At 34.8% G+C, this 19,431-nt stretch carries 15 protein-coding genes; all 15 read right to left on the reverse strand.

Translation table 11 applies throughout. The annotated features are described in order from the left end of the window. Positions 1–746: cobalamin-dependent protein (locus tag NC818_07130; GenBank protein ID MCM8784513.1), on the reverse strand; the 746-nt coding region annotated here is incomplete at its 3' end. After that, on the reverse strand, positions 739–2,157 hold the full coding sequence (locus NC818_07135) for a radical SAM protein (protein ID MCM8784514.1): 1,419 nt from the start codon (positions 2,155–2,157) through the stop codon (positions 739–741). The genes NC818_07135 and NC818_07130, both read right to left, overlap by 8 nt. Before the next feature lie 4 nt (positions 2,158–2,161). After that, positions 2,162–3,670, reverse strand: coding sequence for a B12-binding domain-containing radical SAM protein (locus tag NC818_07140; GenBank protein MCM8784515.1), 1,509 nt, complete (start codon positions 3,668–3,670; stop codon positions 2,162–2,164). Then, positions 3,627–4,382 carry a glycosyltransferase family 2 protein gene (locus NC818_07145; protein ID MCM8784516.1) on the reverse strand — a complete coding sequence of 252 codons (756 nt, stop codon included), beginning with the start codon at positions 4,380–4,382 and terminating at the stop codon, positions 3,627–3,629. The genes NC818_07140 and NC818_07145 overlap by 44 nt, the downstream gene beginning before the upstream one ends. Next, on the reverse strand, positions 4,379–5,299 hold the full coding sequence (locus NC818_07150) for a glycosyltransferase (protein ID MCM8784517.1): 921 nt from the start codon (positions 5,297–5,299) through the stop codon (positions 4,379–4,381). The genes NC818_07145 and NC818_07150 overlap by 4 nt, the downstream gene beginning before the upstream one ends. Positions 5,300–5,309: 10 nt before the next feature. Continuing rightward, positions 5,310–7,289 (reverse strand): excinuclease ABC subunit UvrB, encoded by a 1,980-nt coding sequence (gene uvrB / locus NC818_07155; GenBank protein MCM8784518.1) that lies wholly within the window; start codon positions 7,287–7,289, stop codon positions 5,310–5,312. 1 nt (position 7,290) lies between these two features. Beyond that, a complete protein-coding gene (locus tag NC818_07160; GenBank protein MCM8784519.1) occupies positions 7,291–7,977 on the reverse strand; it encodes a transposase in 687 nt (228 codons plus the stop codon). A 70-nt stretch (positions 7,978–8,047) separates the two neighbouring features. Beyond that, the gene (gene nadC, locus NC818_07165; protein ID MCM8784520.1) at positions 8,048–8,929 is read right to left on the reverse strand and encodes a carboxylating nicotinate-nucleotide diphosphorylase; all 882 of its coding nucleotides are present in this window, start codon (positions 8,927–8,929) and stop codon (positions 8,048–8,050) included. Positions 8,930–8,934: 5 nt separating this feature from the next. Further along, positions 8,935–11,715 carry a valine--tRNA ligase gene (locus NC818_07170; GenBank protein ID MCM8784521.1) on the reverse strand — a complete coding sequence of 927 codons (2,781 nt, stop codon included), beginning with the start codon at positions 11,713–11,715 and terminating at the stop codon, positions 8,935–8,937. Between the two features lie 122 nt (positions 11,716–11,837). Continuing rightward, positions 11,838–13,688 carry a hypothetical protein gene (locus NC818_07175; GenBank protein MCM8784522.1) on the reverse strand — a complete coding sequence of 617 codons (1,851 nt, stop codon included), beginning with the start codon at positions 13,686–13,688 and terminating at the stop codon, positions 11,838–11,840. A gap of 43 nt (positions 13,689–13,731) precedes the next feature. Continuing rightward, positions 13,732–14,826: an ATP-binding protein gene (locus tag NC818_07180; GenBank protein MCM8784523.1), complete on the reverse strand. Its 1,095-nt coding sequence runs from the start codon at positions 14,824–14,826 to the stop codon at positions 13,732–13,734. Between the two features lie 133 nt (positions 14,827–14,959). Then, positions 14,960–15,943, reverse strand: coding sequence for a hypothetical protein (locus NC818_07185; GenBank protein MCM8784524.1), 984 nt, complete (start codon positions 15,941–15,943; stop codon positions 14,960–14,962). Positions 15,944–15,977: 34 nt separating this feature from the next. Further along, positions 15,978–17,402 (reverse strand): hypothetical protein, encoded by a 1,425-nt coding sequence (locus tag NC818_07190; GenBank protein ID MCM8784525.1) that lies wholly within the window; start codon positions 17,400–17,402, stop codon positions 15,978–15,980. Positions 17,403–17,641: 239 nt separating this feature from the next. After that, positions 17,642–19,024 (reverse strand): ATP-binding protein, encoded by a 1,383-nt coding sequence (locus tag NC818_07195; GenBank protein MCM8784526.1) that lies wholly within the window; start codon positions 19,022–19,024, stop codon positions 17,642–17,644. 32 nt (positions 19,025–19,056) lie between these two features. Further along, positions 19,057–19,431, reverse strand: a 375-nt coding sequence (locus tag NC818_07200) for a hypothetical protein (GenBank protein ID MCM8784527.1), incomplete at its 5' end; no start/stop codon positions are given.

Raw genomic sequence — 19,431 nt, forward strand, 5'->3', positions numbered from 1 at the left:
AATTCTTCTATAATTTTCTCCACACTCCTTAACCTTAAAGGTTGATAAAATTTTGAGCAACAATAGATACAGGAATTGATACATCCCCTACTCCCATAGGTAATGGTCATCGGAAGATGCTCGGTTAATGGGTCGTGATAGATACTGCGAGGAAGCTTATGGTGGGAAGGAAAGCCTAAAAAATCCAGATCTTTTAGTTTTTCCTGAGCAGGATTTTTATATAAATTTCCGTCCCTACGGTAGCAAATTCCCGCAGTGTCTTTGAAAGAGAAATCATTCCTGATTAAATCTAAGATAATCATCTCCGGCTCATCTATAATTACGCTATCTAAATCAGGAGCATTCCTCAAAGTTTCTTCGGGTAAGGCTACAGTATGGGTTCCAATGGCTGCAGTTATCGTAGAGGGAGATACTCTCTTAATTATCCTTGCTGTATTTAAATCATGTAAAATTGTGGTGGTGGAGGTGGTAAAGATTGCTAAATATGGCTTAGTAAGTTTGGCTATTTCTTCTACATCTCTCCATGTTCCATTGGTTCCGTTTGCATCGTAAATAAAACTTTTAATTTTTTCTTTACTCAGCAATCCGTCAATAATCATTAAATCCAATGGTGGCCAAGCCATAGAAGTTTTATAGGTGCCAATACTTCCTAAGATTCTAACCACTCCTTTCTTATGCGGAGCAGGTGGCTCAAGCAATAAGACTTCGCAGGGTTCAATTCTTTGTTGGCGATAAAATTTATGCATTATTTGTAAATAGTAATTTAAAAAATTGCTTCAAATTATAAACAAAGTCTTTAGGATAACAAATTAATCGCTTCAAAGCAAAACATAGTAATTGCGGACGAAAATAATAACTTTGATAAGCACATTTTACTGCTTTTCTCAAATCCTCGCTACTTAAATCGGGATAATCAAATATTCTTCTTAAAGGCATATAATCCTGCCAGTTTTCTGTATGCAGAAAAGAATTTTTCTTGAGAAAATTAAAAAACTCTGTCCCGGGATAGGGGATTGCCATACTGAATTGCACTGTAGAGGGTTTTAATTCTTTTGCTAAATGTATGGTTTTTTTAATTGTTTCTTGGTTTTCTCCCGGTAAACCAAAAACAAATGTCGCATGGATATGAAAACCTAAAGAGCGCATTAGAGAAAAAGTTCTTTTTACTTTTTTTAAGGAATATGGCTTTTTTGCCTTTTTGAGTATTTCTTCATCTCCACTCTCTACCCCTACTTTTAGAAGAAAACACCCTGCCTTACGCATTAGTCTCAAAGTGTCTTCGTCATCAAAATCTGCTCTTGCATAACAGGCCCAATTCAGCTTTAGATTTCTTTTTATAATTTCTCTGCAAATATTATACACATTGTTTCTGTCTACAGTTAAAGTGTCGTCATTAAATAAAATACTTTTAAAATAAAAATTATTTTTTATATATTCTAATTCTTCCCCTACCTTCTGAGGATTTCTTTTACGATATTTTCTTCCCGTAAGCACTTGAGGCCAGTTACAAAAAATACATCGGTAGGGGCATCCCCTTCCTGCTAAAACAAAAGTAAAGGGATTCCTTAGAATAGGGTCAAAATATTTATATTTTCTTAAAAGGTCTCTGGCTGGATAAGGAAGAATGTCCAAATCTTCTATAGCGTCCCTTGAAGGATTTATTTTGATTTTTCCTTCGGTAGTCCTTAATCCTATTCCCTTCGTATCAGGATTATCGGTTTTTAGATACTCATATAAAGAAATTTCGTATTCTCCCCTTATTACCGCATCAACCCAGGGATATTTTAAAGCTTCTTCAGGCAAACAGGAAACATGCGTTCCCACAAAAATAATCTTTTTTACTCCTGTTTCTTTTATTCTTTTTGCTACTTCTAAGTCATTATAAAAAGAAGGGGTGGAAGTCTCTATAACTACACTTTCAAATCCCTTATTTTTGGCTATTTCTAAAACTTCTTTTAAACTATTACCTCCCGCAATAGCATCAATTAAATCTACAGAAAATCCCTGACTTCTTAGATAAGAACAAGCATAGGCAAGAAATAATGGAGGATGAATTGTATAGGTAGCATAACTAAAGGTAGGAAATCTTATCGGACGATTGAAAAGACCCTGGGAAGAAAGTAAAGGAGGATTTAGAAAGAGAATCTTTTTTCGCATATCTTTATACTCTATGTCCAAACCAGCGTTGTCCAATTATATTTCCCACCAATCTCAAAAAATATCTAAATTTTTCCCAATTGTTTATTTTTTTATATAAATATAGAAGAGAACTAATCTTGAAAAAAGTTAGAATTTTATAAAATAAAAAATGAAGGTAAATCTTTTGCTGAATTTTCCATAATTGTTTAGGAATAAAATAGAGTGTATTGAATTTAGAGTAAACCATGGAACTTCCTTGAGGATAATTGAAATCACTAATTAAACCCATTTCTTGGAAAACATTAAAAAGCCTTGTTCCCACATAAGGCTGGGCAATAAATATCGCTACAAAGTCAAAACCTAAACTCCTTATCAGGTAGGCAGTCTCTTTTATCTGGCTCAATTTTTCATCCGGGAAACCGATGATAAATACCCCATAGGTCCAGATTCCTAAGCGATTACAAACCCTTATTAGCTCTTTTGCTTTTTTAAAATCTATGGGTTTGTCTACATATTTTGCCAGAGTCTGGCTTGAACCGCTCTCTATGGCAAAAGTTGCCCGATAGTAACCCGATTCCTTCATTAATTTAAGTAAAGGCGGGTCAAGATTCCAGAAGGCTATTCCATTGGGTGTCTGCCAAGTAAGATTAAGTTTTTCCTTTTTGAGGAGATGGCATAATTTAATGAATCTTTCTTTATCCAAACTTATATTGTCATCCCAGAAAGCTAACTCCTTAATCTTGTAATTTCTAACTAAATCTTCAATTTCTAAAATCACCTGTTCAGGACTACGTATACGATAACTCCTTCCCCAAATAGTGGATACTGCACAAAAACTACAATTAAATGGACAACCTCTGCTGGTAATTATGTGGGAGAGAGGATTTCTTAGATAATATTTATAGGTTCCTTTTCCCCTTTTCTGGATTTCAAAGTACTTTTCCATGGGTAGTAGATGTCTTGCTGGAAAAGGTAAAATATCCAGATCCTCTATGAGGGGACGAGAAATATTTTTAATTATTTTGCCATTTAACTTAATTGCTGTCCCAAGAATATTTTTTATTGGATATTTTTTTTCTAAATTTTTTACAATTTCTAAGAAGGTTATTTCTCCTTCCCCAATAACCGCAACATCCGCACAGGAATGCTTAAGCAAGTATTCGGAATTTGCAGAACAACCAACTCCGCCTAAGACAATCAGGGTATCCGGAAGGCATTCTTTTACAAGTTCTGCTACACGGAGACTATCGTAAGCATAGGCTGAAAACATGCAGGATATTCCCACAATATCTGGTTTTAGTCTATAGAGATACTCTTTTATCTTTTCTTCACTTATACCTCTCCTATAAATCGCATTTCCCAGATATTCCAATTCATCTATTCCCTCAGCATGGCAATCTAATATCTTTACAGAATAACCTTCTTCTTCCAAAACTCCAGCAATATAGGCTAATCCTAGGGGTTCAACTACACTTTCGGTAATTGACTCAAGGTTTCCTGATAGCGGAGGTTGAATTAAAAGTATTTTCATATTTTAACTTATTCAGTTTCATCAGCCAAAATAAATCCAGTAAAAGAACTATAAACACTTTGAACATATAAAAAATAAAGTTCCGAAAGTTTATACTTGACCTTCCCTTAAGTCGGAGGCGCATCCTTATAGGAACCTCTTTTATCTTCAGACCATTCTTGGTCAGAAGAAGCAGTTCCTCTATCTCAGGATAATCATAAGGATAAAATTGAGTAAAAAGAGAAATCACCTTTTTATTCATGGCGCGAAATCCTGATGTAGGGTCTTTAATGGGTTCTTTAAGATAAAGCGAAAGAACGCGGGAGATACTTCGGGAGAGAAATCTTCTGAGAAAAGAAAATTTATAATTGTTATCTAAACACCTTGAACCTAAGGATAAATCACATTCTCCACTTCTTAATGGCTTGAGGAGTTTAGGAATCTCCTCAGCGATATGTTGACCATCGGCATCAAAGTGGACTACAAAATCGTAACTATGTTTTTTAGCAAAAATGTAACCTGTCTGTAAGGCAACCCCCAGTCCTAAATGGAAAGGTAAAGTTATTAGAAAATTAACTTTATCCTTTACCATTTCTTTTGTTCTATCTTTTGAACCATCATCAATTACCAAAATATCTCCTTCGGGAAAATAATTTCTTGTTTCCTTAATCACTTCTAAGATGCTTTCTTCCTCGTTATAGGCAGGAACAATTATTAAGATTTTATTTTTCATAACCATAGGACAAGAAATTTAAAAATTCCCAAAAGCAAGCCTGCTCCCCTCCAGAAATCCCTTAGGAGTATTATAAAAAACAGAAAAAAATGCACGATTTTTTTGGTATATAAAACTATTCTTAAAGCGCGAAACAATTCTATAAATAAAAGGGGGGTGAGAAAAAAACTTAAGGCAAGCAGAGGAGAAAAATAATCTAAAAAATTGCTGTAATCATCACCTTTTATCATCCTTATATGGTCACGATATAACTTTACTCTCCAATAACCATGCCGGAATTGATGTTTAAGATAGGGAATAATTCTCTCCGGATAGTAATGATAAACTAAGGCATTCGGCTCAAAAATTAATCTGTATCCTTTCTTTAGTAAACGATAAGATAAATCATTATCCTCTCCACTGGCAGTAAGATAAGATTCCTCAAATCCATTTAACTCCAGGAGTATTTTTTTAGGAATAGCCAAATTGTAAGAACCCAGGGCTTTAACCTCCCGAGACATCTTCTGATGACGCCATAAGATTTCTGCATGGATACAGGAGGCTAAAAGATTTTCGGAATTTTTTATGCCATAAGAGCCACCCACGGCACCAATTTTTTTGTGATTGAAATTTCTTACCAAATTTTTAATCCATTGTTTATCGGGAATACAATCGCTATCCGTAAAAATTATTATTTCACCCTCAGCCTCCTGCCATCCCTTATTTCGTGCCTGGGCAGGTCCGGAGTTTTTCTGATAAATATATTTTACAGGAAATTGGCGCACAATATCTCCGGTATTATCCGTAGAACCATCATCAACAAAAATAACTTCATATAAATCTCGGAGATAATCCTGATTAAAGCAGGCCCTCAGATTTTCTTCTATGGTTTTAGCACAGTTGTATCCGGGAATAACAATACTTACCTTAGGTAACATCCTCATTTCCCTATCGGTTACTTTTAGCCATTGCTTTCAATTCTTTTATCTGGTCCCTGATTATTGCGGCACGTTCAAAATGTAAATTTCGTGCCGCCAGTTCCATCTCTTCCTGCAATTGCGCAATAACCTCTTCAATCTCCAACCTCCCTTCAGAAACTCCGGTTAATCTTTTCACAAACTCTTTTGTCTCTTCTATAATTTCAATATAGTCCTTCACTGCTTTTTCAATCGTGCGGGGAGTAATGTTGTATTTGCGGTTATATTCTAACTGGGCCTTCCTTCTGCGCTCCGTTTCTTCAATCGCCCGCTGCATAGAACCAGTGATATTATCCGCATACATAATTACCTTACCATTTACATTTCTTGCTGCCCGACCGGCTACCTGAATTAAAGAAACCTGACTGCGCAGAAAACCTTCTTTATCCGCATCAAGTATGGCTACGAGAGAAACTTCTGGTAAATCGAGACCCTCGCGCAAGAGATTTATCCCCACCAGACAATCAAACTCTCCTCTTCTTAAATCCCTTAAAATCTTTACCCTTTCCAGAGGTTCAATTTCTGAATGAAGATACTTTACATTCAAGCCCATTTCCTGAAGATAACTTGCTAAGTCCTCAGCCATCCTCTTGGTTAAGGTGGTAACTAAAACGCGTTCTCTTTTTTCTGCTCGCTTTTGTATTTCTCCTATTAAATCGTCTATCTGCCCCGCTGTAGGTTTAACGACAATCTCCGGGTCTACAAGCCCAGTAGGACGAATCAATTGCTCTACAACCATCCCTCTGCTTTTTTCAATCTCATATTCATCAGGGGTAGCGGAAACAAAAATAGCCTGTTTTACCAAAGTCTCAAATTCTTCAAATTTTAAAGGACGATTATCTAAACAGGAGGGAAGTCTAAAGCCATATTCCACGAGGGTCTCCTTTCGCGAACGGTCTCCGGCATACATTCCTCTTAATTGGGGTATAGTCACATGGGACTCATCAATGATAACCAAAAATTCTTCGGGGAAATAATCAATCAGACAATAGGGTCTACTTCCCGGAGGTCTTCCCGAAAGATGGCGTGAATAATTTTCTATTCCGTGGCAGTAGCCCATTTCTCTTAACATTTCTATATCGTATTTGGTTCGCGATTCTAAACGTGCTGCTTCCAATAATTTATTCTGAGAACGTAGTTCATAGAGACGTTCTTTTAGCTCCGCTTCAATGGAAATGACTGCTCTTTCAATTTTACTCTGGGAGGTTACAAAATGCTTTGCCGGATAGATGCCCATCTTATCCAGTTCAGTTATTGTATCTCCGGTTAAGGGATTGAACTGTTTTATTTTTTCAATCTCCTCTCCACAGAGTTCTATTCTTAAGGCAGTATCTTCATAAGAAGGAAAGATTTCTATCGTATCTCCCCGAACACGAAATTTTCCACGCGTTAGATTTACATCATTTCTTTCGTAGAGCATCCATACCAGATGGCTGATTATTTCTTCTCTTGAAAATTCTTTTCCTTTCTCTAAGAATAAAAGTAATTCTCGGTATTCTTCAGGTGAGCCCAAGTTATAGATACAGGAAACAGAAGCAACAATAATCACATCTCTACGGGACATCAAAGAACTGGTTGCCGAAAGTCTTAATTTATCTAATTCTTCATTTATGGAGGCGTCTTTTTCTATATAGGTATCGGTTTGAGGAATATACGCCTCAGGTTGATAATAATCATAATAACTTACAAAATACTCCACAGCATTATAGGGAAAAAACTCACGAAATTCCCGATACAATTGGGCAGCAAGGGTTTTATTATGCGAAATTACCAAAGTGGGTTTATTAATATTGGCAATTACATTGGCAATAGTAAAAGTTTTTCCACTTCCTGTGACTCCCAAGAGAGTCTGAAACCTTTCCCCTTTCAATAAATTGTGCGTTAATTTCTCTATAGCTTGCGGTTGGTCTCCACAAGGCTTATAACTACTCACCAACTTAAACCGTCCCATACTATTCAACCGCGTAGGTTAACCGCGTAGGTTGAATTGGTTCTAAAAGAAGGTCTTTTATTTTTGTTAGTTCTCTTTGATAAGAAATCCTATCTTTCACAAATTCTTTGTATTTTTCTGGTTTGATATCTATCAAACCTTCAAATTTACAGATAGGAAATTTGATTTTTGGTTCTATGTATTCTTTATAAGAAGAGGCAAGCCAGTCTTCGGGGTTATTTACAAGATAAGCAGTAACGGGGTTTAAATGGATATATCGCGTAAGATGAAGTAATTGCTCATCACTTTTTATCAAAACTCTCTTGAATCTGCCTTCCCATAAAGGACCCTTCCGATTATGTTTAAGATTAAAATAACGAGTATAGCTATTGAGGAGATTATTCATAAAGGTAGAGATGCCATTGTCTATTAATTGCTTGAGAATTAAATGAGTATGGGTAGGCATAATACAATAAGCGATAATTTCTACAATTCGGTTATCTCCGTTTAATACTTTCATTTCACTTTTTGAATTTCGCTTTTTTGATTTTATAAATTGACTGAAACTTGAGGAATTTTTTATATTCTGATAAAAACGGAGGGCTTCTACGAACCGTAAAAAATCTTCTTCCTGATTAAATATCTTATAATCAGCAATGCTTCGATTAAAGATATGATAAATTTCTCCGGTTACTAAGACTGTTTCCATCCCTTTTATTTTACTATATTCTCACTCCCTTTTCAACCGCGTAGGTTAACCGCGTAGGTTAAGTAGGTTATTAAGGGGTTAGCTCCAAGGAGAAATCAAGGGATTTGTAAGAATGGGTAAGTGCACCGATAGAGATTCTTTCTATCCCCAGCGAGGCAAATTTTCGAATGTTCCTTAAATTAATTCCTCCAGAAACCTCTATTTCAACTCCTGGCCTATGACCAATAGCCCATAGCCGACTCCGCATACGCACTGCCTCTTTGACCTTCGGAAAACTCATATTATCTAACATAATTACATCACAACCGGTCTCCAAAGCTTCTTTAAATTCTTTTAGATTCTTTACCTCAATCTCTATCTCTATGTCTTGGGAAATTCTCCTTCTTATTTCTTGAATTAAACTTTTGATTTTTGATTTTTGATTTTTGATTTTTTTGAGGTGATTATCTTTAATTAACACCCCATCACTCAAATCCCCACGATGATTTACCCCACCCCCTACTCTCACTGCATATTTTTCCAAAATTCTTAAACCCGGTGTGGTTTTCCGTGTATCCATAATTTTAACTTTGTGAGGATGGACTTTTTCCACAAATTTTCTTGTTAAGGTAGCAATCCCTGAAAGACGCATCAAAAAATTTAAGGCGGTGCGTTCTCCGGCAAGGATTTTTTTTAAACTCCCCTCTATAAAAGCTACCTTTTCTCCCTTTTTTATCCATTTACCATCCTTAGTAAGTTTCTTGAACTTTATCTTTTTATCCAGTAAATAAAAAACCCTCTCGGCAATTTCTAAACCGGCAATTATTCCCTTCCCTTTTGCTACAATTATGGCTTTTGCCAATTTATCTTTGGGAAAAAGCAATTCGGAAGTAATATCCTGGTCAATTTTATCTTCTTTTAATGCCTGTGCAATTATGGAATCAACAATTTTGAAATCAAAATCTGTAACCATCCGTATCAGTCTCTATCTTGTATCTCCTGTAGATGTTTTATCCATTTCTCTTTTTCCTGCTTCAGTTCATCTCTTTTCTTTTTTTCCTTTTCTACTATCTCCGGGGGAGCATGTTGAAGAAATTCTCTATTTCTTAGTTTATCCTCTATCCTCTCCAGACAATCATCCACCTCTTTTATCTCCTCAGCAATCCTTTTTCTCTCTTTTCCAAAATCTATGATGCCCTCAAGGGGAATGTATAACTCTATCCCTTCTACCACCAGGGAAGAGGAAAAACGAGGTTTTTTAATCTCGGTATAAAATTCTAAGGATTCTATATTCAATAAAGCTTCTAAATAAATCCTATTCTGTTGAAGAAAATTAAGCCCTTTCTCTTCTGATTTAAAAATCAATTTCAGTTTCTTTTCCCGGGGAACATCCATTTCCATACAGATATTCCTTACCCCTTTGACTATTTCTTGAATTATGTTCATCTTTTTTTCAGCAACCCCATCTATTAAACTCTCTTCAGGAACTGGCCAGGGACTGAACATAATACTCTCTTCTCTAAGACGAGTATCTTTTTCTTTTAATTTATACCAAATTTCCTCAGTAATAAAAGGCATAAAGGGATGAAGCAAACGCAAAAAAACCTCCAAAATTTCAAAGAGAATTGCCTGGGTTATCTCTTTCTGTTTCTGATGAGAACCAGTCAACTGCTCTGTCTTCATCAAAATGGGCTTGGTTAATTCCAAATACCAATCACAAAACTCGTGCCAGAAGAATTGGTACAGGATACTGGCAGATTCATTAAGGTTATATCTCTCTAATGCAGAAGTAACTGAATGAATAGTCTTCTGCAATCTGCTGAGTATCCAACGGTCAGCCAAGGAGAGGTCATTTTCTCTAAGCTGGGAAATGGGAATCTTGAACTGTGGGCTATGCATCAGAATAAACCTTGCAGCATTCCAGATTTTATTGCCAAAGTTTCTCCCTGATTTAAATTTCTCATCGGATAAAAATATATCCTGTCCTACTGCAGTAATAGAAATGAGGCTGAAGCGTAAAGCATCTGCTCCGAAGTTCTTGATTATTTCCACAGGGTCAATGATATTCCCCAAAGACTTGGACATCTTTTTCCCAGTTATATCTCTTACCGTTCCATGAATATATACATGTCTAAAAGGAATTTCTCTCATAAATTCCAATCCCGCCATAATCATCCTTGCTACCCAGAAAAAGATTATCTCCTGAGCAGTAACTAAGACAGAGGTAGGATAGAAATAGGATAACTCGTTATTGCGTTTTTGTGTTGCCAGGTTATAGTGTTTGGGCCAACCAAGGGTAGCAAAGGGCCAGAGCCATGAAGAAAACCAGGTATCTAAAACATCCTCATCCTGATAGATATCCGTAGACCCACACCAACGACATTTTTCTGGTTTTATCTTGGAAACCATTATCCCCTTTTCGGACTTCGGATTTTCAATTTCGGACTTTTCCCCTTGACAATTTTTACAATAATATACAGGCAAACGGTGTCCCCACCAGATCTGCCGGGATATACACCAGTCATGAATATTTTCCATCCAATTAAGGTAAATTTTTGTCCAGCGGGGAGGAAAAAATTTAATCTTTCCTTTTTTAACTACCTTAATTGCGGGTTTAGCCAGGGGCTTCATCCTCACAAACCACTGCCGAGATAGATAGGGTTCTATAATCGTATGACAGCGATAACAGTGTCCTACGGAATGTCTATAAGGCTCAACTTTTTCCAAAAGTCCGATTTTTTCCAGTTCCTCCACTACTTTCTTTCTACACTCAAATCTATCCAAACCTCTAAATTTTCCTGCACGCTCATTCATTGTCCCATCAGGATTCAGGATATTAATAAATTCTAATTTATGCTTTCTCCCTAAAAGATAATCATTGGGGTCATGTGCGGGGGTAACCTTTACTGCTCCTGTCCCAAAATCCATATCTATTATAGAATCGGCAATTATTTTTATTTCTCTATTTACCAGAGGCAAAATTACAGTTTTTCCTATGAACTTTTTATAGCGCTTATCCTTGGGATTAACCGCTACTGCTGTGTCCCCTAACATCGTCTCCGGCCGTGTCGTCGCCACCACAATGTAAGTAGCCTCTGATTCTTTGGTTTTTCTGGTTACTGGTTGCTGGTTACTGGTTAATTTAAGTGGATAACTTATATAATAGAGATTTCCCTCCACCTCCTCATACGGAGCTTCCTCATCAGAAAGTGCCGTCTGGCATCTTGGACACCAATTGATGATATAATTACCCCGATAAATCAATCCCTTCTCATATAACCTTATAAATGTTTCTAATACTGCCTCTGAATACTCATCATCAAGAGTAAAGCGAGTGCGGTTCCAGTCACAGGAGGCGCCGAGTTTTTTTAACTGCTGAATAATCGTAGAACCGTATTTCCCCTTCCATTCCCAGACCCTCTCTAAGAATTTTTCTCTCCCTAAATCCTGTCGGGTTAGCCCTTCCTGAGCCAAAGATTTTTCTACCACATTCTGGGTGGCAATTCCCGCATGGTCAGTCCCCGGAATCCATAAAGCATTGTATCCCTGCATTCTTTTAAAACGAATAATAATGTCCTGAACAGTATTGTTTAAAGCATGCCCCATATGTAAAATTCCGGTTACATTGGGAGGAGGAATAACAATCGTAAAAGGCTTTTTTTTGGGGTCGGGTTCGGTATGAAAGAAGCCTTTATCTTCCCAGAACTTATACCACTTATCTTCGACCTCTTGGGAATTGTATCTTATAGGCAGTTCCATTTTTAAACACAGATTTACAAAAATAATTCTATTTATAAATAGAGAATAATTCAAGAGAAATCAGTAAAACTGAGATTTCTCAGGAAAAACTCCCCACACTTCGTAAGTGTCAAGGAACTCCCTTATTTACTGGAAAATTCAACCTTTGGTTCCTGAGGTTCGGCGGTTATCTCATAAACATCAATTGGTCCTGTTTCTTGTATACACAGCATATCTTTTTGTGGACATTCCTGAGAGGAAAAACTTTTAACAAATTTAAGCCCTGGATTTTTAGGAATTTTACCTAACTCCTCTATCCATTCTACCAATTCTGTATTTAGGTAATCTTCTCTATGCACTAAAACATACTTTACTCCCATCCATTTTAAAATCCCTGCAGTTTTTGGTTCAGATAATTTAACAATTGTTTGTGCAACTTTATTGGCATAAGTTCCGGGGATTGTACCATTGATGATTTTCTTCTCATGTCTTGTCTGATAAAACTTATACATTTCATTGGGTGAATCCGCATCTAAAGGATATTCAGCAATAGCAAAGTCTCCAGATTGTCCTTTTAACCAATAATAAACTTGCGGAACTCTTGAAACATCTATAACCTTAAATGGTGGATAATTCCAGAATTCAAACAGCACCAACCCGCAAAATAAAACTGTAACAGCAATGTTTAATGTTTTATGTTTAATGTTTAATGTTATAAATTTCAAGCCAAAACCTGCAAGAACTGCTATGGCTAGCATTAAAACAATCCCAAATCTACAATATGCCCGAAACATCGGCAATATCTTATACATAAAAAATGAAGGCATAAAAATTTTAATTGGTCCAAAATTCCACCGAGGAGGCTGGGAAAAGAACCAAGCCATAATTGCCAACAACACAAAGAAACCAATATAAAAATTCTCTCTCTCACTTAACTCTTGTCCATTATCCCTTAACCCTTTTCTATACCTTCTCCATCTTCTGAACGCAAATAATGCCAAAATGATTGGAATCCAGCCTAAATACAATGTATGCTCAGTAAAACTAACCCCATAAAGTGGTGAGCCAATAAATCTTTCTGTAAACTTACCAAAAACTGGATGAACAACCGCCGGTAAGAAATAACTTAAGGGTTTTGCTGACTGAGTAAATAAATCTTCAAAGGGACGGACATAATGACTAAAGGCAGAGGGAGAAAAACTTATTTTATTCATAGACACTCTATTTTTTATTGCCCACAGAAATTGTGGAGACAAGATGATAAAAACCAAAAGAATAAAAATAAATATTTTCCCACAAAATTTAAGGTCGGCAAGAATTAACCTTTTCTGATTAAACAACTTTATTCTCCAATGATAGAAAGAAATATAGAACAAAAAACAGAATAAACTGATTATCCCCATATACATTACTGACCAGTCAAAGGAGAGAAGAAGAAAGAAACTTATAAGAAATAGAAAAATTCTCTTCTTACTGAGAGGATTTTCTTTAAGTAAAATTACACTCAAAAGAACTAAAGGAAGCCATTGATTATAGGTCAATCCTAAGTGTTGCCAGATACGCACAAATTGATATGGACAGAATCCAAAAATCATTCCTCCTAAGATTGCTGACATTTTATTACCTGTAAGATAAAAAACCAGAAGATAAGAAAAGACGGCAGAAAGAAAAAGATTCAAGATAATCTGAATACTCCAGGTAAACACAGGATTGGTAAAAATGCTTAAAAGATGCGTCCAGAAAAGCCAGAGATAGGAAATAAAACCTGATGCATATAAATCCATACCAAAGGGATAAGCAATTAAATCCGTCCTTTTTAAAGAAAGTTTGTTTAAAAATGAATACTTAATCCTCCAGAAACTCCACATTGCTCCATAAGGCTCATCGGTAGAGAAAAACCCAGGGATAGAGGTTGAGAATTTAATTATTAAAGGAAAAGTCAAAATGAAAATAAGAATAACAAATATTAAAAAAACTGATTTATGTTCCTTCATCTTCTCCTTTACTCACCATTCTCACAAAATCAACACCTAAAAATTAAACCATAAATCCGTAGATAATATTTTTTAATTCAGAATATCTCTTAGAAACAATCCAGTATTCCTTCAATTTTAATTCTTCAGAGATTATTTTTAATTTCTTCAGGTCGGTCTCTCGAGGAGTTAATTTTACCTCGTAGGCCTTTTCTCGATTAAGAATAAAATCAATCTCTACCCCGCTCTTTTTCTGATAGTAATTAATTTCACCTTGCATTCGCAAATTTTGAAAGATTGCATTCTCATAAAGCAAACCTTCATCAATTCTCACAAAATGATTTACTAATCCGGTATCACAAAGATAGACTTTGCGCGCCTTCCTTATCTCTGTATCTTTTTTTCTACTAAAAGGTCTGATTGTTTTTATAAAATAGGTTCCTTCCAGAAAAGAGAGATATTCTTCTAATGTGGCCCGAGATGCTCCCAACTCTTTAGAAAGCCTCTGAATATCCAAACGATTCCCTATCCTCTGCATCAAAAGAAGGATTAAATCCCTGATGATTTCGTTCCGGCGAAAATATCCTATTTGTATTACCTCTAATTGAAAGAAGGAAGTAAATATTTCCTCCAATGCTTTCTTTTTCTCTTCCGGTATATTTTTTAATACCACTCCCGGAAAACCTCCGAATAACAAATACTCTTCGTACAAAGGTAAAATGGTTTCAAAAATTGCAGGCGTAATCTCTTGGGGCTTTTCGGGAATATATAAAGAGAAATTCTTAAAAGAAAGAAATTCTCTAAAGGTTAAAGGATAGAGTTCAAAGATAATTTTTCTTCCAGAAAGCGATTCCGAGAAAAGATTTTTTAAATAGAAGCTGGCTGAACCAGTAAGAAAAAATTTTACCTTATAATGGTCAATAAAATATTTAACTACAGAGGGTAAATTTCTAACAAATTGAATCTCATCACAAAAGATATAAGTCTTCTTACTAAAATCAATCCCTAAGAATTCAAATGTTTTTTTAATCTTCTCATAGTTTTTCTCTTCAAAATATTTCCTGTTTAAGGGATTTTCCAGGTCTAAGAATAACTTATTTTTACTTTCTATTTTTTCATAAAAGAAATTTAAGAGGGTGGTCTTTCCAGTGCGCCTCATTCCGGTAATGACAATTGCCTAGGGAGCTCCTAAAAAGGGAGTAATCTTTTGCATTATAATTCTTGGTTTAATCATATCTTTATTTTACAAACGGTTCTACTTTTTGTCAAATAAATTATAAAAAAAGTATTTACTACTTTTTTCTTTCCTCTCTCACCATTTTCACAAACTTAATTCCTACTCCCAAAACTAACATTAGATAGGCAAGGTTGGCTAAATGTTGAGCAATTTTCTCCAATTTAAAAATTAAGAAGAAAGCGCAGAGAACTAATAAAAGCATAAAAAATAAGATACATTTATCAGAAAACGCTCTTGTTTTTATCCAGAATAAACTCCTCTTAAGCCAGGGAGGAAGGTTTTCAAGAATCTCTGTATTTTCTTCTTTCCTAACAAGCGTTACCAGGGAAAGAAAAAGGAGAAAGATTTCTCCCAAAAATACGACAAAGAAAAGAAAGATAAATAAATAAAAAGGAGTAACGGCAATGCGGAAAGGATTAACCAAAGAAGAAATTCCTACCATAAAATAGAACAAGCTCAAAGGAATAAAGATAATCAAATTATTAAAATAAGCTTGCTTGGGTTTTAATCTAAACCAATCTATCGCAATTTTTAAACTTCCCTGCCATAAGAAGAAGGAAAATATAAAAAAGATAATATTTAAGAAAAACAAAAGCCCATATTCTTTTTTAATAATTAAAGAGTGCCTTAAGCACAAAACTATGCTTTTATCTCCATTCGCTCCTAAATAATTTCTCAGTCTTAAATCTATGTTTGGGGGTGCCTGAGGGAAAAACTCTATTCTTAAAAAATTATCTCCCTCCCGAACAATCTCATAGGGAACAGAATAATAATGTGTAATAATATCCTTTGCCCGGTTACTTACCCTTAACTCCAATTTATTTCCATTTAGAGAAATTACTTCTCCATCGGTATTCTTATAATCGTATTTGAGTTTTAATACAAAATCACTCTTTTGGGGGAAAGCAATGGTTTTAGAAAAAATCCGAGAGTTTAAAGTGAAGAATTCGTCCTTTTCAATAACTTTCTCTTTTAAATCTGGAACTGCTAAAAAGAAAAAGGATAAAGAAAAGACAAGAGAAAAAACCCACCCCCGCATATTTTTGAGGTCTCACCTCCAAAAATTATTGATTTTAAATGGCTTGTGATTTGACTGCCGAACGATAGATTAGATAAATTATACAAAATAAAAAGGTGATTCCCGAAATAAATAGTCCTAAATAAAAAAGACTCTGGGGCAAAAAATAAATTGTTAGCACAAAATTTTCACCTAATCCCAATTTTTCCGGCTCAATGTACCATCCATTGGCATAGCCATTGACTAAATGATGTGAGACTTCTAAAGGCTTTTCAAACAAAAATCTTATATCTTGGGGTGTAAACTTCATCAAGTGTCTTGCCTCTTTTACTTTCAAATTTGGATAATCTGCCACAATCTCATCAAGATAGTTTTGATTTTTGATATTTGATTTTTGATATCTATAAAGTCTCCACTGCTTATGAAAACTCTCAGAAAATACTAACCAGAATGGTGCCCTTGCCTGCTCTACTTTAACCAAGTACTTTGTAGGATTTATCTTCTTAAAAGTAATCTCTGGTTCATTCCTGGATACTGAATACTGAATACCGGCTACTGGTTCTAATATTACCCATTCAATTTCAAAAGTTGGATTTTCTAACTTTTCATATTTATGCTCTCCTTTTTCTAGTTCAATCCTTTTTACCAGAACATCTCTTTCTAAATCTGCAAAATCCTTTGGCAAATTAAAATCATTTAACCTAAAAACCTGCTGGTCTATCCTGACTAGCTGGGGATTTTCTTCCTGAATTCTTTTTAGAAAAACAGCCATCTTTTCATTATCTTTCAAAGGATAGGGATAATTTTCTTTCTCATTTATTACAAGAGAATTCAGATTATAAAAATTTAACTCTTTCAAAACAAAAAGAAAATTATCCTCACTTCTCTGCACTGGATTAAAAAAGAGAAAAATCCTTTTCAATTTATACTCGGGTTGTTCAACTTCATCCGGACATTTTTCTTTTGCCAGGTCAAATAAATTATATTCTCCAACAAACTCTAAATTTAAATAATTGTCAATCAAATTATCCTGATTATAATCAATCCCTAAAAGAGTAATTAATTCTGCATTCTCAAATTCCCCCTCTAAGTTAAAGAAAGGATATTCTTCAAGGTCAATGTTCAGATTGCGTGTTAAAACAAATGGTCCTGAAGAGACAATCTTCAGAAATTCACCCTCAGGGATAACTTTAAACTGGGTATTATAAACTGATACCAACTTATTTAAAATTTCAGATGGTGGGTCTCTATCAGATCCAAAATTCCAATTCTTTATCTCCTCATTCCAATCTATCTTTTCCTGCCAATAGATCTTGGATTCTATAACCTTTGGCTTCAGTTTTACCTTTAAATCGTATAATCTATTTTCTGAAGTAGCGTATATCTTTTTCTCTTTTTCAGCCAAATCTATATTCTCAGCACTTGCCTTTAAGGCAATCATTAACCAAATTCCAATTACTATCCCGATTCTCTTACACATTATTTTTGGGTTTATGTAATATAAAACTCTCTGTATTCTCAAAAATATAACACAACTCTCTCTCTGGTTGATTTATTCTTTCCCAGATTTCCTTCTTTAATTTTTCCCTTTCCTCTTTCATTTTGATTTTTGATATTTATAGTGTGTTTCCTGTCTTCTCTATCTTAATTTTATTTTTGCCATTCACTATAAGCAATAAGCCACCCCAACTCAATTGCCAAATCCTGCCAGTTGCTGTCTTAAAATTCTTCTAAGAGCAAATATCTCCAGAGGGAAATAAATTTTATTTTCGTCTTACCAAACTTTTCTTCCCCATCATAATCTTCGGTTACAATCAAAAAATTGTTATTTCTTATATAAGAAGAGGCTTCTCTTAAAGCCTCAAGCTCTCTCTTCTTTACACCTTCGTCTTGGAGATAAGTACATACCTGAATGAGTTGTTTTACCTCCATTCCTTTTTTTATCACAAAGTCCACCTCCCTTTGCTTCTTAGATTTCCAGTGAAAGACCTCAAAACCCCTTCTTTTTAACTCCAATAAAACAATGTTCTCAATTAATCTTCCCAAATCTTCACTGAACCTAAAGCCCATAACATTCCTTATACCCACATCTACACTATAAACCTTTTTAGGATTAAGTATCTGCTCCTTTTTAGAAAAGGAAAATTTTGGGACAAAAAAGAAAAGATTAGCCACCGAGAAATAATGAGAGAACCTTTCCACAGAATCCAGGCTCAATCCCACAACATTTTTTATGCGATTAAAAGGTTGAATGGTAGAAATATTGGACAAATAATATTTTGCCAGTTCCTCTAATTTAGTCGTTTCTTTAACTTTAAATCTTTTCTGGACATCTTTTAGCAAGATATCCCTGAAATAGCCCTGCAGGATAATACTTTTCTCACTTGCCTCTACCAACACAGGCTTAGGAAATCCTCCAAATTCAATATATTGCTTGAGGAGATTTTTTATCTTGTGTCTTAATTTCATCATTTCTATTTCTGACTTAACTTTAACACCGTTAAATTCAAGAAACTCTCTAAATGATAAAGGAAATATATCCAAATCTACATACCTTCCACTCAAAAGGGTAGAATATTCCTCCGAGAGCAATTTAGAAGACGAACCTGTGATAAAAACCTGCACTTTTTTAGCTTCATTCAAAAATCGTGCAAATTTTTCCCATCCTTCTATCTCTTGAACTTCATCCAAAACAACAAAATGCTTATCATCCGGCAGAAGTTCTTCTAAATAAAAGTCATAAATCTTATTAAGTAAATCTAAATTCAAATTTCTAAATCTCGGGTCCTCAAAGTTAACAATTAAGAAGTTTTTAGGAGAAACCTTTTTTTCCTCTATAAGTTTCCTAATAAATTGCGAAACTATGGTAGATTTTCCGCTTCTTCTTACACCCTTAATTACAATTATCTCTCCTGTTTTAAGATACCTCCTTAATTTATCTAAATAAAAACTCCTTTCTATACTCTCATCCTTGTAATTTCCCCAAAAATTCCAATCAACGAGTATCTTTAATATTTCTTCTTTATTCATCAGTAATTTTATATTAATATTTACTTTTGTATCGGTAATTTTAACATAAGAATTATTACCTGTCAACTTCAAATTTAATCAAACTTTTCTGCAACCCTATGTCTTTACAGCACATAAAACTGTGCATTCTCCTTCTCAAAAATATAACAGACCTCTGTCTGGGGCTCGTTTATTTTCTCCCAAATCTTCTTCTCCAGTTTTTCCCTTTCTTCTTTATTTACCAATATAATTTTTAAATTTTGCTTTTTATTTTGATATTTGATATTTATCTGGTGCTTTTCTTCCTTCTCAATCTCAAACTCACCCAACTTTACATATTTTTTCTGGGGTTCTGATGCACCGGTGCTCATTAGTATCTTTTTCCCATCCACCTTAATCTCAATATCTTCAATTTCTGATATTTGATTTTTGATATTTTCTGTTTCTATATAAACCTCATAAACTCCCAACTTTTCTATATCAACTTTACTTCTTCCACT

Source organism: Candidatus Omnitrophota bacterium, assembly GCA_023819145.1.
Lineage (GTDB): Bacteria > Omnitrophota > Gorgyraeia > DTHP01 > DTHP01 > JBFWKV01.